Origin of the sequence: Pseudomonas sp. zfem004, assembly GCF_032621715.1 — a bacterium.
In the GTDB taxonomy this organism is placed as follows: Bacteria; Pseudomonadota; Gammaproteobacteria; order Pseudomonadales; family Pseudomonadaceae; genus Aquipseudomonas; species Aquipseudomonas sichuanensis.
In genome coordinates this window covers 67,993-92,863 of the sequence record NZ_JAVYJF010000010.1, presented here as the reverse complement: position 1 = coordinate 92,863, position 24,871 = coordinate 67,993, and the positions used below count along the sequence as shown (strand labels likewise).

Sequence of the window (24,871 nt, the reverse complement as noted above, 5' to 3'; positions counted from 1 at the left end):
CGCAGCCAATCCATGCTTCAGCGACCGCGCCGGCGCGACACCCGAGCTTCGATATTCTTGCGGCCGATCAGCAGTGGCGGCTTTTCCACGACGGGCTCATCGGCCAGCCACTTGTACATCACCAGGCAGTCCACCAGCCCCAGCTGTGCGTGTCGGAAGGCCCGGGGCAGGCGCCCGACGGTCTCGAAACCGAGCTTGTGCCACAGCGCCACGGCCACCTCGTTGGTCGCCACCACCGAATTGAACTGCAGGGCGAGCAAGCCTTCCTGGCGTGCCAGCTTCTGCGAGTGTTCGCACATCAGCCGCGCTACGCCGCGGCCGCGGGCGTTCTCGCAGACCATATAGCCGCAGTTGCCGACATGCGCGCCGGGGCCGGCGGCATTGGCCTTGAGGAAATAGGAGCCGAGCAGCTCGCCGTCTTCTTCGGCCACCAGGGTACGCAGCGGTGCTTCAAGCCACAGCGCCAGGGCCTGCTCGTAACTCAGTGCGGGGTCGAAGGCGTAGGTCTGGCGAGCCTGGACGATGGCCTGGAAGGTTGGCCAGAAGCGCGGGAAGTCTTCCGGGGTCATGGGGCGGATGTGGATCATGGCGGTTCCTGCGCGGGCTGGGCCGCCAAGTCTGGGTGTCGCGGCGCCGGCGCGCAAGGGCGCTGGCGCCGTGAAGGGGCTAGTTGCCGGCTTTGCCGACCGCATCCATGGCCCGGGCCGAGTACACCAGTGCGGCGCCGGCATTCATCGCCACCGCCACGCCGAGGGCCTCGGCGATCTCTTCGCGGGTGGCGCCCTGCTTGACCGCCTGCTGCGAATGCACGGCGATGCAGCCGTCACAGCGGGTGGTCACCGCCACGGCCAGGGAGATCAGCTCGCGGGTCTTGGCGTCCAGGTGATTGGTCTTGGCCCCGGCGCCGCTGGCGGTCATGTAGCCGGCCACGGTATCGGGGGACAGTTGCTTGAGATCGCCGATGCCGGCCATCAACTGCTTACGGTAGGCGTCCCAGTCCATCATGCTCATCGTCTTCACCTTGTCAGGTTGGTCGGGGGGAGCTTTCAGGCTAGTCGATGATGGGGTTTGCGGGCGTGCTTTCATCTGCTTAAAGCATCGCGGGGCAAGCCCGCTCCCACGTAAAGCGTGGGAGCGGGCTTGCCCCGCGATGGTGTACGTACGGCGCTGCCCGGTCAGATGTAGATGAACACCAGCACCAGTGCGGCGACCACTGCCCACTTTTCCAGGTAGTAGCGCATGCGGTTGCGTTTCTTCAGCGCCTTGCCGCGCTCACGGATCTTGTAGATGCGGGTGAACAGGCGGTTGATGCCGCCGGTCTTGTCATTGGCATCGTTGGGTGCGGCGGCAGCGGCCATGACGTTGCGGCTGAACCAGCGGTTGAAGGCACTCGCCCAGCGGTACTTGAGCGGGCGTTCGACGTCGCAGAACAGGATGATGCGGTTGTGCTCGGTGGTGTTGGCGGCGTAGTGGATGTAGGTCTCGTCGAACATCACTGGCTCACCGTCGCGCCACGAATACTTCTCGCCGTCGACATCGATGTAGCAGCCGTCGTCGTTGGGTGTGTCCAGGCCCAGGTGGTAGCGGTAGGAACCGGCGTAGGGGTCGCGGTGGCGCACCAGTTTGGCGCCCGGTGGCAGGGTGGCGAACATCGCCGCCTTGACCGTGCCGATGCCCTGCAGCAGCTCGGTGGTGCGCGGGCACAGGGTCATCGCCGAGGGGTGGCTCTCGCCGTACCACTTCAGGTAGAAGCGCTTCCAGCCGGTCTTGAAGAACGAGTTGAAACCGACGTCGTCGTAGTTATCGGACTTCTTGATCTCGCCGGCATGCAGCAGTTGCTGGGCCTCGGCACGGATCTCCTGCCAGTGGTCCTTTAGCGGTTGCAGCTCGGGGAACGCCTCGACCGGCAGGTAGGGCTTGGCCGGGAGCCTGGAGAACAGGTAAAGGAAACTGTTGACCGGGGCGAGGAAGCTGGAGTGGTCGCCCAACTGGCGGGTCAGCTTGTGACGAACCCGACCGCGCAGGTGAACATAGGCGATCGAGAGGACGAAGATCAGTACGAGTGCAATTTTCATGGACGGTTACTTGTCTAAAAAATGGCCATGCGCCATGGCATAAGCTCGCCAGCATAAACAAACATCGTCAGGGTTTGTACTTATTGTTACGTTTATTCCGGGCGACTTAGGTGTAATGGCCTACAGCTTGCGCAAACGATTCAACTGGATTTTTCGATGTATTTTGTGCATTTGAATGCTCCGATCTTCTGACAAGGAACGCCCCATGGTCCAGGAATCACGCCCCAGCGGCGCACCGTTCAAGCGCTTGTTCTTCGCCCTGTCGGTCACTGATGGCCAGCGCCGCGCCATCGCCCAGTGGCGCCGTGGCCTGGATCTGCGTAGCGGCAAGCCGGTGCCGGCGGACAACTTCCATGTGACTTTGCTGTTCCTGGGGGATGTGGATGCGGCCCTGGTGCCGGCGGTGTGTGCCGCCGTCGAGCCGTTGCAGCGCTCGGATGCGCCGCTGCGGGTGGTGCTCGACCGCTTGCAGGTGTGGCCGCGCGCTAGCGCCTTGGTGCTCGAACCCGAGCAGGCGCCAGCGGCCCTGCGCCAGTTGGTCTACGCCCTGCAGCAGGCTGTGCTGCCGCTGGGTATCGAGGCGCAGGTGCGCGAGTACCGGCCGCACCTGACGCTGTCGCGGGACTTTCGCGGGCCGCTGCCGGAGGCGGCGCAAGCGCCGGAGTTCTTCCTCGCGGCGTGCAGCTTCACCTTGTACGAATCGCGCAAGGGCCAGTACTGGCCGCTGGCCGAGTGGCCCCTGGCGGATTGAGGCGGCTCAGAACTGCGGCGTGTATTTCACCGTGAACATGAAGTTGCGTGGCTCGCCGTAGTTGTTGCTGCCATTGAGCTGGTTGAAACCGGCTACCCAGTACTTCTTGTCGAACAGGTTGTTGGCGTTGACCGCCAGGTTCACCTCGGGTGTCAGCTGGTAGGCCAGGCGTGCGCTCCAGACCGTGTAGCCTGCCACTTCATAGTTGCGCTCGTAACCCAGGGTGTGGCTCTGGCTGGTGAAGCCCAGCCCGGTGCTCCAGCGCTGGCCGTCCAGCGGCAGGGTGTAGTCGGCCCAGGCGCGCAGCATGTGCTTGGGGGTCCACTGACTGAACACACGGCCCTCGTTGTCCGGGTCGTCGAGGAACTTGGTGGTGTTGTAGGTATAGCCGGCGAACAGTTGCAGGCCGCTGAGCACTTCGCCGCTGACCTCGGCTTCGACGCCCTGGCTGCGCACCTTGCCGGCAGCGGTCGAGCAGTACCAGTCATCGCAGGCAAAGCCCGAGGCGACGTCGGTGACGGCACGGTTTTCCTGGTCATAGCGGAACACGGCCAGCGAGGCATTGACGCGGCCGTCGAGCAGTTCGCCCTTCAGGCCTGTCTCGTAGTTGCTGCCCACCACCGGCTTGAGCGGCGTGTTGCCCACGGCACGCTCGGTCTGCGGCACGAATACATCGGTGTAGCTGGCGTACCAGGCCCATTCACGGGTCAGGTCGTAAACGAAGCCGGCATAGGGCGTGACCTGGCCGGTTTCGGTCATGCGGCTGGTCGGGTGTTGGTTGCCGGGCTCGTTCGGGCCGTTGAAGTCGGTCGAATCCCAGCGGTAGTCGAACCAGCTGACCCGCGCGCCCAGCACCAGGGTCAGGTCTTCCACTGGCTTGACGCGCCAGGCGCCATACAGGCCTTTCTGGCGGATGTCGTAGCTGGCGCGGTTGGCGCGGCCCATGTCGCCGGCGAGCAGGCTGTCGCGGTCAGGTTCCGGGCGGTTGTGATCGATGGCGAAGATGTTGTCGTCGGGATCGTCAACGAAGTTGCGCCAATAGGCATCGTCGGACGTCAGCTTGGCGTAGTTGCCACCCAGGGTTACCTCGTGGGCCACCGAGCCGGTATCGAAATGCCCGACCAGGTTCATGTCCAGGCCGAGCTTGGTGTTGTGGAAGTCGGTGATCCAGTCGGCGTAGCTGACGCCCGTGCCATCGGGGGCCAGGCCTTGTTCGATGGTCTGTACGCGCTGGTGGGTAGAGGTGTTGGTCTCGTCCATGCGCACGGCGGCGGTCTTGAACGTCCAGTCGTCGTTGAACCGGTGCTCGAGGTCGAGGTAGTAGGTGGTGACGTCGGTCTCAGCGCGGCTCCAGCGTGCACCGGTGTAGGTGGAGCGGGGCAGGTCCACCGCCTTGCCGGTCGCATAGCGGGGGATGCCGCGCAGCATCGGGCGCGACTGCTGGCGGCTGTAGCTGATGCCGGCACCCACGGTGGTCGCATCGTTCAGGTCGATGTCCAGGGCGCCATACAGGGAGTGGTTCTTGCTCCACTGGTAATCGATGAAACTGTCGCTCTGGTCTTCGTCCAGCACCATGCGCCCACGTACCCGGCCATCACTGGTCAACGGGCCGCCGGCGTCCAGCTGCAGGCCGTAGTGATCCCAGGAGCCCGCTTTGCCGGTCAGGGCGACGGTCGGGGTGGCCTGGCCGCGTTTGCGCACCAGGTTGATCGCGCCGCCTGGGCTGCCGGTACCTTGCAGCAGGCCGGAGGCGCCGCGCAGGATTTCCACGCGGTCGAAGAACACCAGGTCCTGGGTTGCCCAGTTGCCCAGCGAGTAGTTGTTGCGCTGGATCGGCACCCCGTCGTACTGCCAGTCGTCGATCTGGAAGCCGCGCGAGGTGATGACCATGCCCGGGCCGATCCCTTGGGCACCGACCAGGCCGGTGGTGTGGTTGACGGCGTCCTGCAGGTCGGTGATGCCCTGGTCGTCCAGCTGTTTGCGGGTGATGACGGTGACCGACTGCGGGATCTCCTTCAGCGTGTGTACGCCCTTGCCGAGGGTGACGGCACGCGCGGCGTAGCTGCCGCTGCCTTCGCTGGTCGCGTCCAGGTAGTTGTCGGTGACGCTGGTGCTGCCCAACTCCATCACGTCGCCGCCCAGGCTGGCCGGCGCCACGCTGAAGTGGCCGCTGGAGGTCACCCGCAACTGCAGGCCGCTACCGGCCAGGGCGGCCTGCATGGCTTGCTCGGCGCTCATATCGCCGACCACGGCCGGGGCCTGCTTGCCGCGCACCAGGCCGGGTTCCAGGGCGATGATGTGCCCGCTCTGGCTGGCAATGCGGTTGAGCGTGGCGGCCAGGTCTGCCGCCGGCAGGTTGAACGACTGGGTCTGCGCTTGGGCAAAGCCGCTGAGGCTGCTCAGGGCGATGACGAGGGGCAGGGCGCGGGGCCATAGGTTGTGCACGGTGTTCTCCCGAGTTTGAAGTTGGCTGTCAGGAGTTAGGTGCAACGAGAAATGAAAACCGGACACCATTGCGAATGATTTTCAAAAAATATTTTCAACCCGCGGCCGACGGCCCGATCAGGGTCAGCCACGGGCCGTAGTGCTCGATGCGGATCGGCAGGGCTTCGCCCAAGGCCTGCAGGGCCTCCCGGGGCTGGTCCAGCGGGAACACGCCTTGTACGCGCAGGTTGCGCACTTCGGGGGCCAGGCGGATGAAACCGGGCTGGTAGTCGCGCAGGGCTTCGATCACCTGGTGCAGCGGCTCATCGAGCACCTCCAGGCGGCCTTCGAGCCAGGCTGCGCGCTGGCGTTGTTCCTGCGCGAGCAGTTCGATACCGCTGCTGCGCAGCAAGGCGGCCTGGCCTTCCTGCAGATCGAGCTGGCGGCCGTCGGCGAGGCTGGCGCGTACGCTGTGTTGCAGCACCACCACACGGGTCGAGCCCGCCTCCTGGCTGACCAGGAAGCGCGTGCCCAGGGCCTGCACCTGGCCTTGCGCGGTGCGGACCCGCAGCGGGCGATGCGGGTCGGCGGCGACCTGGATCAGCAGTTCGCCGCGACGCAATATCACCAGGCGTTGGCCGGCATCGAACTGCACGTCGACCGCACTGTGGCTATTGAGGCTCAGGCGGCTGCCATCGTCCAGGGTGTAACTGCGGCGCTGGCCGCTGGCGGTATGCAGGTCGGCCCGCCAGCCCAGGGCCGCGTCACTGCGCCAACCGGCCCATAGCCCGCCACCCAGCAGGCCGAGGCCGACCATGCTGCGCAGCACGTCGCGGCGGCTGCGGGTGGGTTGCAACAGGAGGCGGCGGGTGGCTTCGGTCTGGCCGGGCGCCCGCGCATCAAGGCCGCGCAGTACCGCGCAAGGGCGGCCCAGGCGCTGTTGCAGCAAGTCCCACGCCTGCTGGTGCCGAGGGTCCTGGCCCAGCCAAAGCTGCAGGCGCGCGGGCAAGTCGGCGTCATGGCCGCCAGCGTTGAGTTCCACCATCCAGTCGATGGCCTGTTCGCTGATGCTGTCGAGCACCTGGCGGCTCATGGCTGCAGCTCGCACAGGTAGCATTGGCGCAGCGCCTGTTTCATGTAGCGGCTGACAGTGCGTTCTGACAGGTTCAGCTTGGCCGCGATGTCGACGTAACTCAGGCCATCGAGCTGGCTATAGAGGAAGGCCGCCTTGACGATATCCGGCAGGCCATCGAGCACCTGGTCGATGGTGACCAGCGCCTCGAGCAGCAGCAGTTGTTCCTCGGCCGAAGGGGCCACTGGCTCTGGCAACAGGGCCAGGCGCTCCAGGTAGGCTTGTTCGAGTTGGCGGCGACGGTGGCGGTCGAAGATCAACCGGCGGGCGATGGTCGACAGGTAGGCGCGGGGCTGCTGGATGCTGTCGGGGTCGACCCGCGCACCGAGCATCTGGCAGAACGCTTCGGCGGCAGTGTCCTCGGCATCGGCACGGTTGCGCAGGCGCTTGTTGATGTGTTGCAGCAGCCAGCGATGGTGGTCGCTGAAGAAGAAGCCCAGCTTGCGGGTTGAAGTGCTGTCCAACGACCGGTTTCCGAGTATTAATGTAAATTGTTCTCAATGGTGGCCGGGTCGTTCGGGTTCCTGCAATGGGGCGGCGGCTTGCCGCCCCTGGGCAGTGCGGGTCAGGCGACGGCGAGGCTGCCGGCGAACAATCGCTCGCCCAGTTGCCGCGCGCGTTCAAGGCTGGCGCGATTGTCCTGGATTTCGCTGTCGGTGAGCAGCGTGGTGCTGAGCACCTCGGCGCCGCAATAGTCGAAGATGCCGTGTTCGATCTGCGTCGCCATGGCCTGGTTGTAGCCGTGGCGCTCGAAGGTGCCAGCGTCGGCCCCGGCCACGCCGACCAGGTGCACGGTCATGCCGTCGAGCTTTTTGATCAGCTTGCCATCGGCGTGGTAGTCGAATGCCCAGCCATTGCTGAACACCCGCTCCACCCAGCCCTTGAGCAAGGCGGGCAGCGACCACCAGTAGATGGGGTAGACCAGCACCAGAGTGTCGGCCCGTTCGATGCGCGCCTGTTCGGCCAGCACGTCTGCCGGGGCCGCAGCCTGGCGTCGGTGCACGGCGTGGTCGGCAAGGCCGAAGCGCGGGTCGAACTGCTCGGCCCCCAGGTCGGCGAATTCGCTGGTATGGCCGGCGGCATGCAAACCGGCAGCAATCTGCCCGGCGAGGGCATGGGTGAGGGATGCAGGGTCGTGGTGACCAATGACGATCAGGGCATGCATGGCGAGGACTCCATCAAGGTGTGCAGGAAAACCGCGAGCGCTATATACTCGCGGTAAGTTACCCTTGGTAAGTTACTTTTGGTAGGTAAGCGATGTCAAGCGATGACAAGACCCCCTCGCGCAAGCGCCTTTCCCGTGAGCAGCGCCGTCGTCAGTTGCTCGATGTGGCCTGGCAGCTGGTGCGCGAAGAGGGCACCGAAAGCCTGAGCCTGGGCCGGTTGGCCGAGCAGGCCGGGGTCACCAAGCCCGTGGTGTATGACCACTTCGAGACCCGCACCGGGCTGCTGGTGGCGTTGTATCAGGAGTACGACGCCCGGCAGACCGCCATGCTCGACAGCGCCCTGGCCGGCGGCCCGGCCGACCTGGCTGGCCGGGCGCAGGTGATCGCCGACGCCTATGTGAATTGCGTGATGAGCCAAGGGCGCGAGATTCCCGGGGTCAGCGCGGCGCTGGCGGGCTCACCGGAAATGGAGGCCCTCAAACGCGTCTATGAGGGGCCGTTTCTCGACAAGTGCCGCCAGGCCCTGGCGCCGTTCGCCGCAGGGGGCGACATCGATACCGCGGGCTTGCGGGCCTTGGTCGGGGCTGCCGAGGCCCTGTCGCAGGCCGCCGCTTGCGGGGAGCTTGCGCCTGAGGCCGCGCGCCAGGAACTGCAGGCGACCATTGTCGCGATGGTCAGCCGGCGCTGAGCCTGCGCGGGTGGGATAACCCCCGGCCTCAAGCATTGGTCATGCTAGAATCCGCCCCTTCGAAATTGGAGGTACACGCGTGCGCAAACTGGCTGTGGTAATGGCAGTGTTGGCCCTGGCGGGCTGCAACAACGAGGTCGAAGGGGTACACAACCAGGTGGCCGAGCACCTGAAGAACCCCAAGACGGCCAAGTTCGCCAATGTGCGCTTCGACACCCAGGGCTCCATCTGCGGCCAGGTGCGCGGCAAGGACGATGCCGGGCAGTACGAGGCGTATCGCAGCTACGTGGCGATCAAGCGCGACGGCCAGTATCAGATCATCATCGACGAAACCGGCAATGACCTGCGCATCCGTGAAATCTGCGGCGGCGCCGAGCTGCAGCGCCGTGCCGAGGCCCTGGCTGACCAGCCGGCGCCGGAAGGCTGGGATGTGGAAGTGATCCAGGGCCCGAACATGGGCGCCCTGACCGACATGACCGCGCGCCTGATCGAGAAGGGCATCCCGTCCTGGGTCGAATACCGTGAAGGCAAGCCGGTGGTGTTGATCGGGCCGTACCCGAGCAAGGCCGAGGCCGATGCGCGCAAGGCGGAGGTCATGGCCAAGCTGGGAACCGACTCGGTGGTCATCCAGCACGGTGTCGCGCGCTGACAGTACCGTCAAGAAGTCGTCATGTTGCAGATGGCTCACCCTTGGCAGGGCCTTGATGTCGAAGGACATTTTTACCGGCTATGCTGAGGGGGCGAACGCTGAGCAGGAGAGCCACATGGCAACGCTGGAACGTGCCATCGCGCTGGCCACCAGGGCACATGAAGGGCAGTACGACAAGGGTGGGGCGGCCTATATCCTCCACCCGCTGCGGGTGATGGCGCGGGTGACCACGCCCGAGCAGCGGATCGTCGCGGTGCTGCACGATGTGCTGGAAGACACCCCGTTCACCCTCTCCGACCTTGCCCGCGAGGGCTTCCCGCTGAAGATACTTGCCGCGCTGCTGGCCCTGAGCCGGCGTGAAGGCGAAAGCTACGAAGCCTTCGTCATCCGCCTGGGCGTCGACCCGTTGGCCCGTGAAGTGAAGCTGGCCGACCTGGCCGACAACAGCGACCTGTCGCGCATCGCCCGCCCGGGCCCGGCGGATCTCGCCCGCCTGGCCCGCTACCAGCAAGCCAGCGCCTACCTGCAAACGCTGGGCTGAGCGCTGTCGGCCACAGGCTGGCCGGTCAGTCTTCCTGCGGTACTGTCCAGAAGATCTGCACGCCGCCGTCATCGCGGTGGGCGAGGGTGACGTTGTCGTTCTCGGCGATTTCTGCGAGCAGGGTGTCCCAGTCTTCGGGCGTTTCCTGTTCGAGGCGGAAGATCAAGGCGGCGCGGCTGCGCTGGGCGATCGGGCTGTTGATGATCTTCTGGATGCGCTGACCCAGTTGTTCATAACTGCTTGGCGTTGCTGCGGGGGTGCTGGCCACGGGGTGTTCCTTGTTGTGCTGTATGCGCATACAGTATTTCACTGTAGGCCATTTCGCAACAAGGCGTGAGAGTAAAGGTATACGTGGTGATCCGTTTGCCGGCAAAGCCAGCTCCTACAGGTACAGCGCTGATCATGGGGCCTGTGGGAGCGGGTTTACCCGCGAACACCAGCGAAGCGGGTGCCAGAGTCCGCGGTGTCCACTTCGCGGGTAAACCCGCTCCCACAGGGGGCGCGGGGGCTCAGTCAGACCAGTTCGCGCGAGTCACGCACCATGTCGACGTGCGGGATGCCGGCCTCGAGGAACTCCTCGCTGACCACGCGGAACCCCAGGCGCTCATAGAACGGAGTGGCGTGCACCTGGGCGCTGAGCATCTGCTGCTTGAGGTCGCGGTTCTGCGCCTCGGTGATGACCGCATGCATCAGCGCATCGCCCACGTGCAGGCCGCGCCAGTCCTTGAGCACCGACACCCGGCCGATGGTGCCGTCGGGCAGCAGGCGGGCGGTGCCGATCGGGTAGTCGCCTTCCATGGCCAGGAAATGCACGGCCGTCGGGTCTTCGGCGTCGAACTCGAGCTCTGGCGGCACATGCTGTTCGGCGACGAACACGGCGCTGCGGATGCGGTGGATGTCGGCGTTGTCTTTGTGCCAGTCGGCCAGGCGAACGCTGATCTTATTCATCGGCGAACCCCAGGCTGCCTTGCATGACCAGTTGCTGGATCAGCATCAGGCCGTCTTCGTCCTGCAGCCACTGGGCAAGGTTGTCGATGTGCAGGGCATCGGCGGCGCACACCAGCTTGAGCAGTTCGCGCAGTTTGGCCGGCAGTGGGCAGCTGCGCCCGCTGGCGAACAGCATCAGGTCGTCATTGAGCTCGGACCAGGCCATGCGCGCGCTTGGGTTGCGGATCAGCACGGCGCCCTGTTCGAGGTAGTTGACCAGGTCCTCTTCGCTCAGTTCTTCACCGGCAACCTGCTCTGGGTAGCGCGGCTCGGTCATGAACTGGCCGAACCAGGTCAGCAGCAGGTCCTTGTCGGACATGTGCTTGTCGATCAGCGCCTTGAGGCGGTCGAGGGCATCGTGCTGGATCTCGTGCGGGTCGCTGACCGGCTGGGCGTCGGCGTCGCTGTAGCGCTCTTCTTCGGGCAGGAACTGGCCGAGGAAGTCGGTGAAGTGGGTCAGCACTTCGGCGGCGCTCGGCGCGCGGAAGCCCACCGAGTAGGTCAGGCATTCGTCTTCGGCGACGCCGTAGTGGGCCAGGCGCGGTGGCAGGTAGAGCATGTCGCCGGGCTCCAGGGTCCACTCGTCGCTCTGTTCGAAGTCGGCGAGGATGCGCAGGTCGGCGTGGTCGATCAGCGGGCTGTCGCTGTTGCACATCTGGCCGACTTTCCAGTTGCGCTTGCCGTCGCCTTGCAGCAGGAACACGTCGTAGTTGTCGAAATGCGGGCCGACGCTGCCACCGGGGGCGGCGTAGCTGATCATCACGTCATCGATACGCCAGCTGGGCAGGAAACGGAAGTTTTCCAGCAACTCGGCCACTTCCGGCACGAACTGGTCCACGGCCTGGACCAGCAGGGTCCAGTCGCGCTCGGGCAGGTCGCTGAAGGCGTCTTCGGCGAACGGGCCGCGGCGCAGCTCCCACGGGCGCTCGCCGTGCTCGAGCACCAGGCGCGACTCGACTTCTTCTTCCAGGGCCAGGCCGGCCAGTTCGTCGGCGTCGATGGGGCTGATGAAGTCGGGGAAGGCCTGACGCACCAGCAGCGGCTTCTTCTGCCAGTAGTCGCGCAGGAATTCACGGGCCGTAAGGCCGCCCAGCAGTTGCAGTGGAGTATCAGAATTCATGTTCAACCTATTGATAAAACGTAATTTTTGTACGGGAATAAAAACGCCCGGCCAGGCCGGGCGTTGAACGCGACGGTCAGCTTAGACGCGTTTGGCCTGGGCCACGGCGTTGCCGATGTAGGTCGCAGGCGTGAGCAGCTTGAGCTCGGCCTTGGCGTCGGCCGGCATGTCCAGGCCGTCGATGAAGGTCAGCAGCGCTTCAGGGGTGATGCCCTTGCCACGGGTCAGCTCTTTGAGCTTCTCGTAGGGGTTCTCGATGTTGAAGCGGCGCATCACGGTCTGGATCGGCTCGGCCAACACTTCCCAGCAGGCGTCCAGGTCGGCGGCGATGCGGGCTTCGTTGACTTCCAGCTTGCCGATGCCCTTGAGGCTGGCCTCGTAGGCGATGACGCTGTGGGCGAAGCCCACGCCCAGGTTGCGCAGCACGGTGGAGTCGGTCAGGTCACGCTGCCAGCGCGAGATCGGCAACTTGCTGGCCAGGTGCTGGAACAGTGCGTTGGCGATACCCAGGTTGCCTTCGGAGTTTTCGAAGTCGATCGGGTTGACCTTGTGCGGCATGGTCGAGGAGCCGATTTCACCGGCGACGGTCTTCTGCTTGAAGTAGCCCAGCGAGATGTAGCCCCAGACGTCGCGGTCGAAGTCGATGAGGATGGTGTTGAAGCGGGCGATGGCGTCGAACAGCTCGGCGATGTAGTCGTGCGGTTCGATCTGGGTGGTGTAGGGGTTGAACACCAGGCCCAGCTCGTCTTCGATGAAGGCGCGGGCGTTCTGCTCCCAGTCGATCTGCGAGTAGGCCGACAGGTGGGCGTTGTAGTTGCCCACGGCACCGTTGATCTTGCCCAGCAGCGGCACGGCGGCTACCTGGGCGATCTGGCGCTCCAGGCGGTAGACGACGTTGGCCAGCTCTTTGCCCAGGGTGGTCGGCGAAGCCGGCTGGCCGTGGGTGCGCGACAGCATCGGCACGGCGGCGTGGGTGTGAGCCAGGGTGCGGATCGCTTCGGCGATCTGACGCATCAGTGGCAGCAGCACTTCGTCACGGCCAGCGCGCAGCATCAGGGCGTGGGACAGGTTGTTGATGTCCTCGCTGGTGCAGGCGAAGTGGATGAACTCGCTGACCTTGGCCAGTTCAGGCAGTTGAGCGGCCTGCTCCTTGAGCAGGTACTCGATGGCCTTGACGTCGTGGTTGGTGGTGCGCTCGATTTCCTTGACGCGTTCGGCGTGCTCGAGTTTGAAATCGGTGGCCAGGCTGTCCAGCACGGCGTTGGCTTCGGCGGAGAACGCCGGCACTTCGCCGATTTGCGGGTGGGCGGCCAGGCGCTGGAGCCAGCGCACTTCGACCAGGGCGCGGAAACGGATCAGGCCGAATTCGCTGAAGATGGGGCGCAAGGCCTGGGTTTTGCCGGCGTAACGGCCGTCTACAGGGGAAACCGCAGTGAGCGAAGAGAGCTGCATGGGGTGTTCTCGGACAGTCAGGCTTTTGGGGGGCGCATATCATACATGAAAAATGCGCCGGGGTCGGGTGGCTGACCAAAGGTCGGGCCGTTTCGAAGCGTGTGGTATTCCTGTGGGAGCGGCGGTGCGCCGCTGCGACTTGCCCCGCGATGGCGGCGAAGCGTCCGGCATCGCGGGGCAAGCCCGCTCCCACGGTTTACTTCAATCGTTGGTGCGCATCATGCCGTACAGCTCGTTGAGCAATTTGCGGCGGCTGAACACCAACTGCCAGCGGTGCCCGCCCAGCTGGCGCCACAGGCGCGCGGCGCGGATACCGGCCAGCAGCAGGGCGCGAATCTTCGAGGCGTTGTTGGCCTGCTGCAGGAAGCGCATGTCGCCGTGCACCTGGATGCGCTGGCGCAGGGTGCTCAGGGTGTCCTGGTACAAGGCTCCACTGGAAGCGATGACGTTATCGTGAACCAGGCCGAAATGCTCGGCCTGGGACTGGATCTGCGGCAGGCGGTTGCCGATGGTGTCGAGCAGGTCGCCACGCTTGGCCAGTTGGCGTTCCAGGCCGAGCATGGACAGCGCGTAGCGCAGCGGTTCGCGCTGCAGGCTGCTGGGGTCGCGCTCCAGGGCACCGACCAGCGCGCGGTAGCCGTCGCGCAGGTTGAGGTCGTCGCCGCCGAACACTTCCAGGGTGTCCTTGGGGTCGCGCACCAGCAGGCTGCCGAGCATGCAGCCCAGCGTGGCTTCGCTGGCCTGGCCGGTGCGGGCGATGCGGTCCACCAGCACGGCGGCCTGGAACACGCCGCCCAGGGCGATCAATTGCTCCTGCAGGTTGCTCATGCGCGCGGGCTCCACGGCTCGGCAATTTCGATCACGCCGCCGCCCAGGCACACTTCACCGTCGTAGAACACCACCGACTGGCCGGGGGTGACGGCGCGTTGCGGCTCGTCGAACACGGCGCGGTAGCCATTTTCGGTCTGTTCGAGGGTGCAGTGCTGGTCACCCTGGCGGTAGCGCACTTTGGCGGTGAGGCGGCGCGGGCTGCTCAGGTCGACGGGGTTGACCCAGAAGATTTCCGAGGCCAGCAGGGCGCGGGAGAACAGCCACGGGTGCTCGTTGCCCTGGCCGACCACCAGCACATTGCGGGCCAGGTCCTTGTGCAGCACGTACCACGGTTCGTCGCCGGCATCCTTGAGGCCGCCGATGCCCAGGCCCTGGCGCTGGCCGATGGTGTGGTACATCAGGCCGTGGTGGCGGCCGATCACTTCACCGTCGGTGGTCTGGATTTCACCAGGCTGGGCCGGCAGGTACTGCTTGAGGAAGTCGCTGAAGCGGCGCTCGCCGATAAAGCAGATGCCGGTGGAGTCCTTCTTCTTGGCCGTGGCCAGGCCGTGTTTCTCGGCAATGGCACGCACTTCGGGTTTTTCGAGTTCGCCGACCGGGAACAGCGTGCGGGCGATTTCCTTGCCGCCGACGGCGTGCAGGAAGTAGCTCTGGTCCTTGTTCGGGTCCAGGCCCTTGAGCAGTTCGGTGATCGCGCCGGTGTCGCGGCGGCGCACGTAGTGGCCGGTGGCGATCAGGTCGGCGCCCAGCGACAGGGCGTAGTCGAGGAACGCCTTGAACTTGATTTCGCGGTTGCAGAGGATGTCCGGGTTGGGCGTGCGGCCGGCCTTGTATTCTTCGAGGAAGTGCTCGAACACATGGTCCCAGTACTCGGCGGCGAAGTTGGCGGTATGCAGCTTGATGCCGATGCGGTCGCACACGGCCTGGGCGTCGGCCAGGTCTTCGCGGGCGGTGCAGTATTCGGTGCCGTCGTCCTCTTCCCAGTTCTTCATGAACAGACCTTCCACCTGGTAGCCCTGTTCGATGAGCAGGAGGGCGGAAACGGAAGAGTCCACGCCGCCGGACATGCCGACGATGACGCGGGTCTTGGCGGGGTCTTTGAGTGCTGGGCTGGTCATGGCTACCGATGTGTATCAGGGGGAAAAGCGCGGATTCTATCAAACCCGCGGCGCGGCGTCAGTCGCGCAGCAGCTCGAGGCTGTGCAACGGGCCTTTCAGGTAGTCGTCCAGGCAACGCGGCACCAGCTCACTGCGCCAGCGCGTAGGGTCGGCCAGCAGTTCGTCGCGGGTCAGCCAGACGGCGCGGACGATATCGCTGTCCAGGGCCAGGCCCTGGTGGTGGCGCACGGGGCGGGCGGCGAAGCAGATGCGCTGGTAGGTGACGCCGTTGCTGGGTGCGGTATAGAGGTAGATGCCGACCACGCCGGTGAGCTCGACCTCCCAGGCGGTTTCTTCGAGGGTTTCGCGCAGGGCGGCCTGGGGTAGGGTCTCGTTGGCTTCGAGGTGACCGGCGGGCTGGTTGAAGACGTGCTGGTTGGCTTTGAATTCTTCGACGAAGAGGAACTTGCCTTCGTGCTCGACGATGGTGGCTACGGTGATGTGGGGTTGCCAGGTCATGGAGCGGTTTCCGGGTAGGGGCGTGGGAGCGGGCTTGCCCCGCGATTGCAATGTACCTGAACGGACGCAATCGCGGGGCAAGCCCGCTCCCACGGAGTTTTTCACAGGCTTCAGAAAGCACAAACCCCGGTGCGTGGCCGGGGTTTGTGCTGTTACTTCAAGCGAACCTTACAGGGCGGCAATGGCGCTGTTCAGGGTCTGGCTTGGGCGCATCACCTTGGCGGTCAGCTCGGCATCCGGTGCATAGTAGCCACCGATGTCGGCTGGCTTGCCCTGAACGGCGTTGAGCTCGGCGACGATGGTCGCTTCGTTCTCGGCCAGGGTTTTTGCCAGCGGGGCGAAGCGCGCCTGCAGGGCGGCGTCGTCGCTCTGGGCGGCCAGGGCCTCTGCCCAGTACAGGGTCAGGTAGAAGTGGCTGCCACGGTTGTCGATACCGCCGACCTTGCGCGAAGGCGACTTGTTGGTGTCGAGGAACTTGCCGGTGGCCTGGTCCAGGGTGTTGGCCAGGACCTTGGCGCGCGGGTTGGCGTAGGTGTTGCCCAGGTGCTCGAGCGAGGCGGCCAGGGCCAGGAACTCACCCAGCGAATCCCAGCGCAGGAAGTTCTCTTCGACCAGCTGCTGCACGTGCTTCGGTGCCGAACCGCCGGCGCCGGTTTCGAACAGGCCACCGCCGTTCATCAGCGGGACGATCGACAGCATCTTGGCGCTGGTGCCCAGCTCCATGATCGGGAACAGGTCGGTCAGGTAGTCGCGCAGCACGTTGCCGGTCACCGAGATGGTGTCCTTGCCTTCGCGGATGCGGGCCAGGGAGAACTTGATGGCATCGACCGGGGCCAGGACGCGGATGTCCAGGCCGGTGGTGTCGTGATCCTTCAGGTACGCCTGTACCTTCTCGATCATCACGCCGTCGTGGGCGCGAGCCGGGTCCAGCCAGAACACCGCCGGGGTGTTGCTCAGGCGGGCGCGGTTGACGGCCAGCTTGACCCAGTCCTGGATCGGCGCGTCCTTGGTCTGGCACATGCGGAAGATGTCACCGGCTTCGACGTTCTGCTCCAGCACGACTTTGCCCTTGCCGTCGACCACGCGCACGACGCCGTCGGCCTTGATCTGGAAGGTCTTGTCGTGGGAGCCGTATTCTTCGGCTTTCTGCGCCATCAGGCCAACGTTCGGTACGCTGCCCATGGTGGTCGGGTCGAAGGCGCCGTTGACTTTGCAGTCTTCGATGGTGGCCTGGTAGATGCCGGCGTAGCAGCGGTCCGGGATCACGGCCTTGGCGTCTTGCAGCTCGCCGGCGGTGTTCCACATCTTGCCCGAGTCACGGATCATCGCAGGCATCGAGGCGTCGACGATGACGTCGCTCGGTACGTGCAGGTTGGTGATGCCTTTGTCCGAGTTGACCATGGCCAGGGCCGGACGAACGGCGTACAGGGCCTGGATGTCGGCTTCGATCTCGGCCTGCTTGTCGGCTGGCAGGTCCTTGATGCGGGCGTACAGGTCGCCGATACCGTTGTTGGCGTTGAAGCCTACTTCGGTCAGGGCTGCGGCGTGCTTGTTGAGCACGTCGCCGTAGAACTCTTCGACGATCACGCCGAACATGATCGGGTCGGAGACCTTCATCATGGTGGCTTTCAGGTGTACCGACAGCAGCACGCCAGATGCCTTGGCATCGGCGATCTGCTCGGCGATGAAGGCCTTGAGCGCTTTGCGGCTCATGGTGGCGCAGTCGATGACTTCGGCGGCCTTGACCGCGGTCTTTTCTTTCAGGACGGTGGTGCTGCCGTCTTTGCCGACCAGCTCGATGCGCAGGCTGTCGTCAGCCTCGATCAGTGCGGCTTTCTCGCTGCCGTAGAAGTCGCCCTGGGTCATGTGGGCAACGTGCGACTTGGAGTCGGCGGCCCAGGCGCCCATTTTGTGCGGGTGCTTGCGGGCGTAGTTCTTGACCGACAGCGGTGCGCGGCGGTCGGAGTTGCCTTCGCGCAGCACCGGGTTCACGGCCGAACCTTTGATGCGGTCGTAGCGTGCGCGGGATTCTTTCTCTTCGGCGCTGGCCGGCTCGTCGGCGTAGTCAGGAATGTTGAAGCCCTTGGCTTGCAGTTCCTTGATGGCGGCCTTCAACTGCGGGACCGAAGCGGAGATGTTCGGCAGCTTGATGATGTTGGCTTCAGGGGTGGTGGCCAGCTGGCCCAGTTCCGCCAGGTGATCGGCTACCTGCTTCTGGGTGCCCAGTTGCTCCGGGAACGCCGCGAGGATGCGGCCGGCCAGGGAGATGTCGCGGGTTTCGACGGCGATGTCGGCGCAAGCAGTGAAGGCTTCGACGATCGGCAGCAGCGAATAGGTGGCGAGGGCGGGGGCTTCGTCGGTGAAGGTGTAGATGATCTTGGAACGGGTGGGCATGCGGGTTAACTCTCTATGTGCTGAGCGTACTCGAGTCTCGAGGTGCGCAGGGTAGGCGCTTCGCCCTGGCATCGCCATGAGCGGAAAGTCGAGAGGCTGCGAGCGGTGATGGTGGATGCATCAGTCGAGCGTCAAGTGCTGGGGTGCGGTAACAACCCAGGCTTCGTGGCCATTCATGGCCAAGGGCGGTCCGCATTTTCCTGGGATTCGCCCCGATGACCCTGCGGTCGCGGCGCAGTATATCAAACCCTTTGGTCGATTCAGCAAGGTCAAGTGCGATCGCGCCATTTATAAGACCAAAGACGTAGGGGCAATGTGGCGCAATGCCGCAGGGCGGCAGCTGCAAGTCGCAAGCTGCAAGGTGCAAGAACAGCTCATCTCTTGCCGCTTGAAACTTGCAGCTTGCAGCTCGGCAATCCTGGTTTAGGCTCAGTGCATCGCGCGTTTTTCAATCACACCAGCGAAAAGCGGAGTAGTGCAGCATGGGATACCAGAAAATCAAGGTTCCGACTGACGGCACCAAGATCACCGTCAATGCAGACCATTCGCTCAATGTTCCCGACAACCCCATCATCCCCTACATCGAAGGCGACGGTATCGGCGTGGACGTTTCGCCGGTGATGATCAAGGTGGTGGATGCAGCCGTGCAGAAGGCCTACGGCGGCAAGCGCAAGATCGCCTGGATGGAGGTATATGCCGGCGAGAAGGCCACGCAAGTCTATGACCAGGACACCTGGCTGCCCCAGGAAACCCTGGATGCGGTGAAAGACTATGTGGTGTCGATCAAGGGGCCGCTGACCACGCCGGTCGGTGGCGGTATTCGCTCGCTCAACGTGGCGTTGCGCCAGCAGCTCGACCTTTACGTGTGCCTGCGGCCTGTGGTGTGGTTCCAGGGTGTGCCCAGCCCTGTGAAGAAGCCGGGTGACGTCGACATGGTGATCTTCCGCGAGAACTCAGAAGACATCTACGCCGGTATCGAGTGGAAGGCCGGCTCGCCCGAGGCGAACAAGGTGATCAAGTTCCTCAAGGAGGAAATGGGCGTTACCAAGATCCGTTTCGACCAGGACTGCGGTATCGGCGTCAAGCCGGTTTCCCGGGAGGGCACCAAGCGCCTGGTGCGCAAGGCGCTGCAGTATGTGGTGGACAACGATCGCAAGTCGCTGACCCTGGTGCACAAGGGCAACATCATGAAGTTCACCGAAGGCGCGTTCAAGGATTGGGGTTATGAAGTGGCCCGTGACGAGTTCGGCGCCGAACTGCTGGACGGCGGCCCCTGGATGAAGTTCAAGAACCCGAAGACCGGCCGTGAAGTGATCGTCAAGGACGCCATCGCCGATGCCATGCTCCAGCAGATCCTGCTGCGCCCGGCCGAATACGACGTGATCGCCACGCTCAACCTCAATGGCGACTACCTGTCCGACGCGCTGGCGGCGGAGGTGGGCGGCATCGGCATCGCGCCGGGGGCCAACCTGTCGGATACCGTGGCCATGTTCGAGGCCACCCACGGCACCGCGCCCAAATACGCTGGCAAGGATCAGGTCAACCCAGGCTCGGTGATCCTGTCGGCCGAAATGATGCTGCGGCACATGGGGTGGACCGAGGCCGCCGACCTGATCATCAAGGGCACCAATGGCGCGATTGCGGCCAAGACGGTGACTTATGATTTTGAGCGTCTGATGGACGGCGCAACGCTGGTCGGCAGTTCCGGCTTTGGCGAGGCAATGATCAAGCACATGTAAGGCGGGCAAAAAAACCGGCCGCCTCTTTATTAAAGAAGCGGCCGTTTTTTTCGTATACCGGCAATGAGCGGGGATCAGGCTTGGGCGGTATTGGCAGGGGCGGCATTGCCTGTGCTGGTACCTGCACTGCTGGCGGTGACACTCTGGATATTCACCGCATGCGTGCCCTTGGGACCTTGCACGAGCTCGAACGTGACTGCCTGGCCGGCTTTCAATGTCTTGTAGCCATCCATCTGGATGGCGGAGTAATGGGCGAACAGGTCTTCGCTCTTACCCTCTTCATTGATGAATCCATAGCCCTTGGCATTGTTGAACCACTTGACTTTACCGCTTGCCATCCCTATGTCCCTCTGCAAAGGACTCCATCACTGGAGTATCATCCACGTTATCCGCATACGAACCTTGCGAAAAATCTGGTTGACTGCGCGGATCTTTATCGACCACGGTGGGTTCTTATTGGTTGTAACACCGTTTTGCCGATAGTCAAGGTCACCCGGCGCCCGCGCCGACAGGGGCCTGCGCGGTCAACTCACAACCTTAACCTGTCGATCATGATGAAATTCTTTCCATGCATGTACCCAGTGAGATTCGACTAACATTCAATCAGGACCGCCCGCAGTCCCATGAGGACGGGCATGAGGATGACGGTGCCGGCCTTGCGGTGCAGGAGGCCAAACCGATCCTGCAGGCGCCACCGATGTACAAGGTGGTTTTGTTCAATGATGACTACACACCAATGGATTTCGTCGTCGAAGTGCTCGAGACGTTCTTCAATCTGAACCGCGAGCTGGCGACCAAGATCATGCTGACCGTCCATACCGAAGGGCGGGCAGTGTGCGGATTGTTTACCCGGGACATCGCCGAGACAAAGGCCATGCAGGTCAACCAATACGCCAGGGAAAGCCAGCATCCGCTACTCTGTGAAATCGAGAAGGACGGTTAATCGCCGACCACTTGGGTATGAGGTGAAGCTATGTTAAACCGCGAGCTCGAAGTCACCCTCAATCTGGCCTTCAAGGAGGCTCGTTCGAAGCGTCATGAGTTCATGACCGTCGAACATCTGCTGCTGGCACTCCTTGACAATGAGGCTGCCGCGACCGTTCTGCGCGCCTGTGGCGCCAATCTCGACAAGCTCAAGCATGACCTGCAGGAGTTCATCGATTCGACCACGCCGCTGATCCCCGTGCATGACGAGGACCGTGAAACGCAACCGACGCTGGGCTTCCAGCGTGTGCTGCAGCGTGCCGTGTTCCATGTGCAAAGTTCCGGCAAGCGCGAAGTGACCGGCGCCAACGTGCTGGTGGCGATCTTCAGCGAACAGGAAAGCCAGGCGGTGTTTCTGCTCAAGCAGCAGAGCGTGGCGCGCATCGATGTGGTCAACTACATCGCCCATGGCATCAGCAAGGTGCCTGGCCACGGGTCGCACAACGACAGCGACCAGGACATGCAGGACGAGGAGGGTGGCGAAACCTCGTCGTCCAGCAATCCGCTGGACGCCTATGCCAGCAACCTGAACGAACTGGCCCGTGCCGGGCGTATCGATCCGCTGGTGGGGCGCGAGCAGGAGGTCGAGCGCGTTGCGCAGATCCTCGCTCGTCGCCGCAAGAACAACCCGCTGCTGGTCGGCGAGGCCGGGGTGGGCAAGACCGCCATCGCCGAAGGCCTGGCCAAGCGCATCGTCGATGGCCAGGTGCCCGATCTGCTGGCCCAGAGCGTGGTCTATTCGCTCGACCTGGGTGCGCTGCTGGCGGGTACCAAGTACCGCGGCGACTTCGAGAAGCGCTTCAAGGCGCTGCTCGGCGAGCTGAAAAAACGTCCGCAGGCGATCCTGTTCATCGACGAGATCCACACCATCATCGGTGCCGGTGCAGCTTCCGGCGGTGTGATGGATGCCTCCAATCTGCTCAAGCCGTTACTGTCGTCGGGTGATATCCGCTGCATCGGCTCGACCACCTTCCAGGAGTTTCGTGGCATCTTCGAGAAGGACCGCGCCCTGGCGCGGCGTTTCCAGAAGGTCGATGTCACCGAGCCTTCGGTGGAAGACACCGTTGGCATCCTGCGCGGCTTGAAGGGGCGCTTCGAGAGCCATCACAACATCGAGTACAGCGATGAGGCGTTGCGGGCAGCAGCAGAGCTGGCTTCGCGCTACATCAACGATCGGCACATGCCGGACAAGGCCATCGACGTGATCGACGAGGCGGGTGCCTACCAGCGCCTGCAGCCGGAAGCCAGCCGGGTCAAGCGTATCGAGGTGCCGCAGGTCGAGGATATCGTTGCCAAGATCGCGCGGATTCCGCCGAAGCATGTCACCAGTTCCGACAAAGAGCTGCTGCGCAATCTGGAGCGTGACCTGAAGCTGACCGTATTTGGTCAGGATGCGGCCATCGATTCGCTGGCCACGGCGATCAAGCTGTCGCGTGCAGGGCTTAAAGCGCCGGACAAGCCTGTCGGCTCGTTCCTGTTCGCCGGCCCCACTGGCGTGGGCAAGACCGAAGCCGCCCGCCAGTTGGCCAAGGCGCTGGGTGTCGAGTTGGTGCGCTTCGACATGTCCGAGTACATGGAACGGCATACCGTGTCGCGCCTGATCGGTGCGCCACCCGGCTACGTCGGTTTCGACCAGGGTGGCCTGCTGACCGAGGCAATCACCAAGCAACCGCACTGCGTGCTGCTGCTCGACGAAATCGAGAAGGCCCACCCGGAAGTCTTCAACCTGCTGCTGCAGGTGATGGACCACGGCACCCTGACCGACAACAACGGGCGCAAGGCGGACTTCCGCAACGTGATCCTGATCATGACCACCAACGCCGGTGCCGAAACCGCCGCGCGGGCCTCGATTGGTTTCACCCATCAGGATCACTCGTCCGACGCGATGGAGGTCATTCGCAAGAGCTTCACGCCGGAGTTCCGCAACCGCCTGGACACCATCATCCAGTTTGGTCGTCTGTCCCACGAGACCATCAAGAGCATCGTCGACAAGTTCCTCATCGAGTTGCAGGCGCAGCTCGAGGACAAGCGCGTGCTGCTGGAGGTTACCGATGCCGCGCGCGGCTGGCTGGCGGCCTCGGGCTACGATGTGCAGATGGGGGCGCGGCCTATGGCGCGGCTGATCCAGGACAAGATCAAGCGGCCGCTGGCCGAAGAGATCCTGTTTGGCGAGTTGGCCGAGCATGGCGGTGTGGTGCACATCGATCTGCGCGATGGCGAGTTGGTGTTCGATTACGAGACCACGGCTGAAGTCGCGTAAACATCATCGCGGGGCAAGCCCGCTCCCACGTCAGGCAGTGTTTGCTGGCGTGGGAGCGGGCTTGCCCCGCGATGCTTTTCACGGCCCATAAAAAAGCCCGGCACATGGCCGGGCTTTTTTATGGCTGGAGCTTAGCGCGCACGGTAGGTGATGCGGCCCTTGCTCAGGTCGTATGGCGTCAGTTCGACGCGGACCTTGTCGCCAGTGAGAATACGGATGTAGTTCTTGCGCATCTTGCCAGAGATATGCGCGGTAACGACGTGCCCGTTTTCCAACTCCACGCGGAACATGGTGTTGGGCAGGGTGTCGACGACAGTGCCTTCCATTTCGAAGCTGTCTTCTTTCGACATGCAGTAAAGCCCTCGGTGTCCAGAGTTGGCCCGACGCGTAACTGCACCGGGCAAAAAAAGTGGCGTGGATTATGCCCGAAAATTGTGTTTCAAGCCAATGCTTTCAGTTGAGGCTGACCCAGCGCTGGTTGATCAGCAATTCGATGGGGCGGTACTGGGTCTTGTAGTTCATTTTCTTGCAGTTCTTGATCCAGTAGCCCAGGTAGACGGCATCGAGGTTCTGCCGCAGGGCTTCGCCGATCTGCCAGAGAATGGCATAGCGGCCGAGGCTGCGGCGTTCTTCCTCGGGCTCGTAGAAGGTGTACACCGCCGACAGGCCGTTGGGCAGCAGGTCGCAGACCGCGATGGCCAGCAGGCGGCCATCGAGGCGGAACTCGTAGAACCAGCAGAACGGCAGGTCGCGCACCAGGAAGGTGGCGAACTGGTCGCGGCTTGGCGGGTACATGTCGCCATCAGCGTGGCGCTGCTCGATGTAGCGCCGGTAGAGGTCGAAATACTCTTCCTTGAATGCCGGACGCGCGGCCGTGACGGTCAGGTCGGCGTTGCGCTTGAGGATGCGCCGTTGCTGGCGATTGGGGATGAAGCGTGCGGCGGGAATGCGCGCCGGTACGCAGGCATTGCAGTGCTGGCAATGCGGGCGATAGAGGTGGTCGCCGCTGCGACGAAAGCCCATTTCCGACAGGTCGGCGTACACGTGCACGTCCATCGGCTGGCTCGGGTCGAGAAACAGCGTGGTGGCCTGTTCGTCCGGCAGGTAGCTGCAGGAGTGGGGTTGAGTGGCATAGAACTTCAACCGCGCCAGCTCTGTCATGATCAACCCCTTCGGTGAGACGTTGTTACTAAGTGTAAGCCAGCTCCGGGAACTCGCCTAGCGAACCCAGGTGGCGTGGCTGGGGGTATCGAGGTACCTGGCCAGGTGTTCGGCGAAGTTCGCCCGGCTGATGGCGCGGGCGCCCAGGCTGTGCAGGTGGTTGGTCGGCATCTGGCAGTCGATCAGGGCGAAACCGGCTTCGCGCAAGTGCTCGACCAGGGCTACGAAGCCCACTTTCGATGCGTTGTCGGCACGGCTGAACATCGATTCGCCGAAGAACAGCCGGCCCATGGCCAGCCCGTAGAGGCCGCCCACCAGCTCGCCATCCAGGCGCACCTCCACTGAATGGGCGATGCCGCGCCGGTGCAGTTCGCAGTAGGCGGCGCGCATGTTGTCGGTGATCCAGGTGCCGTCGGCGTAATCGCGTGGCGCGGCGCAGGCGGCAATCACGGCAGCGAAGTCGGTGTCGAAGCTGACCTGGTAGCGGCCCTGGCGGATCAGCTTGGCCAGTGAGCGCGAAACGTGCAGTTCGTCAGGGAACAGCACGGTGCGTGGGTCGGGCGACCACCAGAGGATTGGCTGGCCATCCTGGTACCAGGGGAAGCAGCCGTGGCGATAGGCTGCGACCAGCCGGTCGGGAGTGAGGTCGCCGCCGGCGGCCAGCAGGCCGTTGGGGTCATGCAGAGCTTTTTCCAGGGGCGGGAAGGTCAGCGAGTCGCGGGTCAGCCAGGTGAGCATGGGTCTTGGGCGGTGGGGGAGGGGAGGGCGACCAGCATGGCGTGCGCGCCTGGCAGGGTCAATCATCCTTTGCCTGTTCGCGGGTAAACCCGCTCCTACAGGTTATGCGCGGTCCCTGTGGGAGCGGGTTTACCCGCGAATGCGTCCGCTCAGGCCGCATAT

General features: G+C 64.0%; 26 protein-coding genes. 7 read left to right on the top strand and 19 right to left on the bottom strand.

All coding sequences use genetic code 11. The annotated features are described in order from the left end of the window. Nucleotides 1-17: 17 nt before the first annotated feature. From RTH46_RS13120 to lpxO, 3 genes are all read right to left on the bottom strand, one after another. The gene (locus RTH46_RS13120; protein ID WP_153787377.1) at nt 18-587 is read right to left on the bottom strand and encodes a GNAT family N-acetyltransferase; all 570 of its coding nucleotides are present in this window, start codon (nt 585-587) and stop codon (nt 18-20) included. A 79-nt stretch (nt 588-666) separates the two neighbouring features. Further along, nucleotides 667-1,011, bottom strand: coding sequence for a carboxymuconolactone decarboxylase family protein (locus tag RTH46_RS13115; RefSeq protein WP_153787378.1), 345 nt, complete (start codon nt 1,009-1,011; stop codon nt 667-669). A 164-nt stretch (nt 1,012-1,175) separates the two neighbouring features. Further along, on the bottom strand, nt 1,176-2,075 hold the full coding sequence (lpxO, locus tag RTH46_RS13110) for a lipid A hydroxylase LpxO (RefSeq protein ID WP_316905861.1): 900 nt from the start codon (nt 2,073-2,075) through the stop codon (nt 1,176-1,178). A gap of 205 nt (nt 2,076-2,280) precedes the next feature. Here lpxO and thpR point away from each other — a divergent pair, with 205 nt between their 5' ends. Then, nucleotides 2,281-2,826, top strand: coding sequence for an RNA 2',3'-cyclic phosphodiesterase (thpR, locus tag RTH46_RS13105; protein WP_316905860.1), 546 nt, complete (start codon nt 2,281-2,283; stop codon nt 2,824-2,826). A gap of 6 nt (nt 2,827-2,832) precedes the next feature. Here the strand turns inward: thpR and RTH46_RS13100 are convergent, their stop codons facing one another. The 4 genes from RTH46_RS13100 to RTH46_RS13085 all read right to left on the bottom strand — a co-directional run bounded on the left by RTH46_RS13100 (nt 2,833) and on the right by RTH46_RS13085 (nt 7,547). Then, on the bottom strand, nt 2,833-5,271 hold the full coding sequence (locus RTH46_RS13100; RefSeq protein ID WP_316905859.1) for a TonB-dependent siderophore receptor: 2,439 nt from the start codon (nt 5,269-5,271) through the stop codon (nt 2,833-2,835). Nucleotides 5,272-5,365: 94 nt separating this feature from the next. Further along, a complete protein-coding gene (locus RTH46_RS13095) occupies nt 5,366-6,343 on the bottom strand; it encodes a FecR family protein (RefSeq protein WP_316905858.1) in 978 nt (325 codons plus the stop codon). Beyond that, the gene (locus RTH46_RS13090; protein ID WP_316905857.1) at nt 6,340-6,846 is read right to left on the bottom strand and encodes a sigma-70 family RNA polymerase sigma factor; all 507 of its coding nucleotides are present in this window, start codon (nt 6,844-6,846) and stop codon (nt 6,340-6,342) included. Before RTH46_RS13090 ends, RTH46_RS13095 begins: the two co-directional genes overlap by 4 nt. Before the next feature lie 101 nt (nt 6,847-6,947). Next, nucleotides 6,948-7,547 carry an NAD(P)H-dependent oxidoreductase gene (locus RTH46_RS13085; protein WP_316905856.1) on the bottom strand — a complete coding sequence of 200 codons (600 nt, stop codon included), beginning with the start codon at nt 7,545-7,547 and terminating at the stop codon, nt 6,948-6,950. 92 nt (nt 7,548-7,639) lie between these two features. Here RTH46_RS13085 and RTH46_RS13080 point away from each other — a divergent pair, with 92 nt between their 5' ends. The 3 genes from RTH46_RS13080 to RTH46_RS13070 all read left to right on the top strand — a co-directional run bounded on the left by RTH46_RS13080 (nt 7,640) and on the right by RTH46_RS13070 (nt 9,426). Continuing rightward, nucleotides 7,640-8,236: a TetR/AcrR family transcriptional regulator gene (locus tag RTH46_RS13080; protein ID WP_316905855.1), complete on the top strand. Its 597-nt coding sequence runs from the start codon at nt 7,640-7,642 to the stop codon at nt 8,234-8,236. Between the two features lie 79 nt (nt 8,237-8,315). Further along, nucleotides 8,316-8,885, top strand: a complete 570-nt coding sequence (locus RTH46_RS13075; protein WP_153787386.1) for an SPOR domain-containing protein — start codon at nt 8,316-8,318, stop codon at nt 8,883-8,885. A 115-nt stretch (nt 8,886-9,000) separates the two neighbouring features. After that, nucleotides 9,001-9,426 (top strand): GTP pyrophosphokinase, encoded by a 426-nt coding sequence (locus tag RTH46_RS13070; protein ID WP_153787387.1) that lies wholly within the window; start codon nt 9,001-9,003, stop codon nt 9,424-9,426. Nucleotides 9,427-9,451: 25 nt separating this feature from the next. Here RTH46_RS13070 and RTH46_RS13065 read toward each other — a convergent pair whose 3' ends face one another. From RTH46_RS13065 to RTH46_RS13030, 8 genes are all read right to left on the bottom strand, one after another. After that, the gene (locus RTH46_RS13065; protein ID WP_153787388.1) at nt 9,452-9,694 is read right to left on the bottom strand and encodes a DUF1654 domain-containing protein; all 243 of its coding nucleotides are present in this window, start codon (nt 9,692-9,694) and stop codon (nt 9,452-9,454) included. Nucleotides 9,695-9,939: 245 nt separating this feature from the next. Next, entirely contained in the window at nt 9,940-10,374 is a 435-nt protein-coding gene (locus RTH46_RS13060) for a GNAT family N-acetyltransferase (protein WP_153787389.1), read from the bottom strand. After that, nucleotides 10,367-11,533 carry a cupin domain-containing protein gene (locus RTH46_RS13055; protein ID WP_316905854.1) on the bottom strand — a complete coding sequence of 389 codons (1,167 nt, stop codon included), beginning with the start codon at nt 11,531-11,533 and terminating at the stop codon, nt 10,367-10,369. The genes RTH46_RS13060 and RTH46_RS13055 overlap by 8 nt, the downstream gene beginning before the upstream one ends. 81 nt (nt 11,534-11,614) lie before the next feature. Further along, nucleotides 11,615-12,985: an adenylosuccinate lyase gene (gene purB / locus RTH46_RS13050; protein WP_125859280.1), complete on the bottom strand. Its 1,371-nt coding sequence runs from the start codon at nt 12,983-12,985 to the stop codon at nt 11,615-11,617. Between the two features lie 201 nt (nt 12,986-13,186). Then, nucleotides 13,187-13,813, bottom strand: a complete 627-nt coding sequence (gene hflD / locus RTH46_RS13045; RefSeq protein ID WP_110993193.1) for a high frequency lysogenization protein HflD — start codon at nt 13,811-13,813, stop codon at nt 13,187-13,189. Continuing rightward, nucleotides 13,810-14,934: a tRNA 2-thiouridine(34) synthase MnmA gene (mnmA, locus tag RTH46_RS13040; RefSeq protein WP_153787390.1), complete on the bottom strand. Its 1,125-nt coding sequence runs from the start codon at nt 14,932-14,934 to the stop codon at nt 13,810-13,812. Before mnmA ends, hflD begins: the two co-directional genes overlap by 4 nt. A 58-nt stretch (nt 14,935-14,992) precedes the next feature. Next, complete coding sequence (locus RTH46_RS13035) at nt 14,993-15,433, bottom strand: NUDIX hydrolase (RefSeq protein ID WP_153787391.1); 441 nt, start codon at nt 15,431-15,433, stop codon at nt 14,993-14,995. Between the two features lie 168 nt (nt 15,434-15,601). Beyond that, nucleotides 15,602-17,827 (bottom strand): NADP-dependent isocitrate dehydrogenase, encoded by a 2,226-nt coding sequence (locus tag RTH46_RS13030; RefSeq protein ID WP_153787118.1) that lies wholly within the window; start codon nt 17,825-17,827, stop codon nt 15,602-15,604. A 482-nt stretch (nt 17,828-18,309) separates the two neighbouring features. Here RTH46_RS13030 and icd point away from each other — a divergent pair, with 482 nt between their 5' ends. Beyond that, nucleotides 18,310-19,566: an NADP-dependent isocitrate dehydrogenase gene (gene icd / locus RTH46_RS13025; RefSeq protein WP_153787119.1), complete on the top strand. Its 1,257-nt coding sequence runs from the start codon at nt 18,310-18,312 to the stop codon at nt 19,564-19,566. Between the two features lie 74 nt (nt 19,567-19,640). On the opposite strand, the gene cspD is transcribed toward icd, so the two are convergent. After that, the gene (gene cspD, locus RTH46_RS13020; RefSeq protein ID WP_153787120.1) at nt 19,641-19,904 is read right to left on the bottom strand and encodes a cold shock domain-containing protein CspD; all 264 of its coding nucleotides are present in this window, start codon (nt 19,902-19,904) and stop codon (nt 19,641-19,643) included. Nucleotides 19,905-20,134: 230 nt separating this feature from the next. Between cspD and clpS the strand changes: the two genes are divergently transcribed. Further along, nucleotides 20,135-20,509, top strand: a complete 375-nt coding sequence (gene clpS, locus RTH46_RS13015) for an ATP-dependent Clp protease adapter ClpS (protein WP_028692390.1) — start codon at nt 20,135-20,137, stop codon at nt 20,507-20,509. Nucleotides 20,510-20,539: 30 nt separating this feature from the next. Then, on the top strand, nt 20,540-22,810 hold the full coding sequence (gene clpA, locus RTH46_RS13010) for an ATP-dependent Clp protease ATP-binding subunit ClpA (protein ID WP_153787121.1): 2,271 nt from the start codon (nt 20,540-20,542) through the stop codon (nt 22,808-22,810). Between the two features lie 131 nt (nt 22,811-22,941). On the opposite strand, the gene infA is transcribed toward clpA, so the two are convergent. The 3 genes from infA to aat form a co-directional block, all read right to left on the bottom strand. Beyond that, complete coding sequence (gene infA, locus RTH46_RS13005; RefSeq protein ID WP_002553999.1) at nt 22,942-23,160, bottom strand: translation initiation factor IF-1; 219 nt, start codon at nt 23,158-23,160, stop codon at nt 22,942-22,944. Between the two features lie 103 nt (nt 23,161-23,263). Continuing rightward, complete coding sequence (locus RTH46_RS13000) at nt 23,264-23,971, bottom strand: arginyltransferase (protein ID WP_125464656.1); 708 nt, start codon at nt 23,969-23,971, stop codon at nt 23,264-23,266. A gap of 57 nt (nt 23,972-24,028) precedes the next feature. Further along, nucleotides 24,029-24,709, bottom strand: a complete 681-nt coding sequence (gene aat, locus RTH46_RS12995) for a leucyl/phenylalanyl-tRNA--protein transferase (RefSeq protein ID WP_316905853.1) — start codon at nt 24,707-24,709, stop codon at nt 24,029-24,031. Nucleotides 24,710-24,871 lie beyond the last annotated feature (162 nt).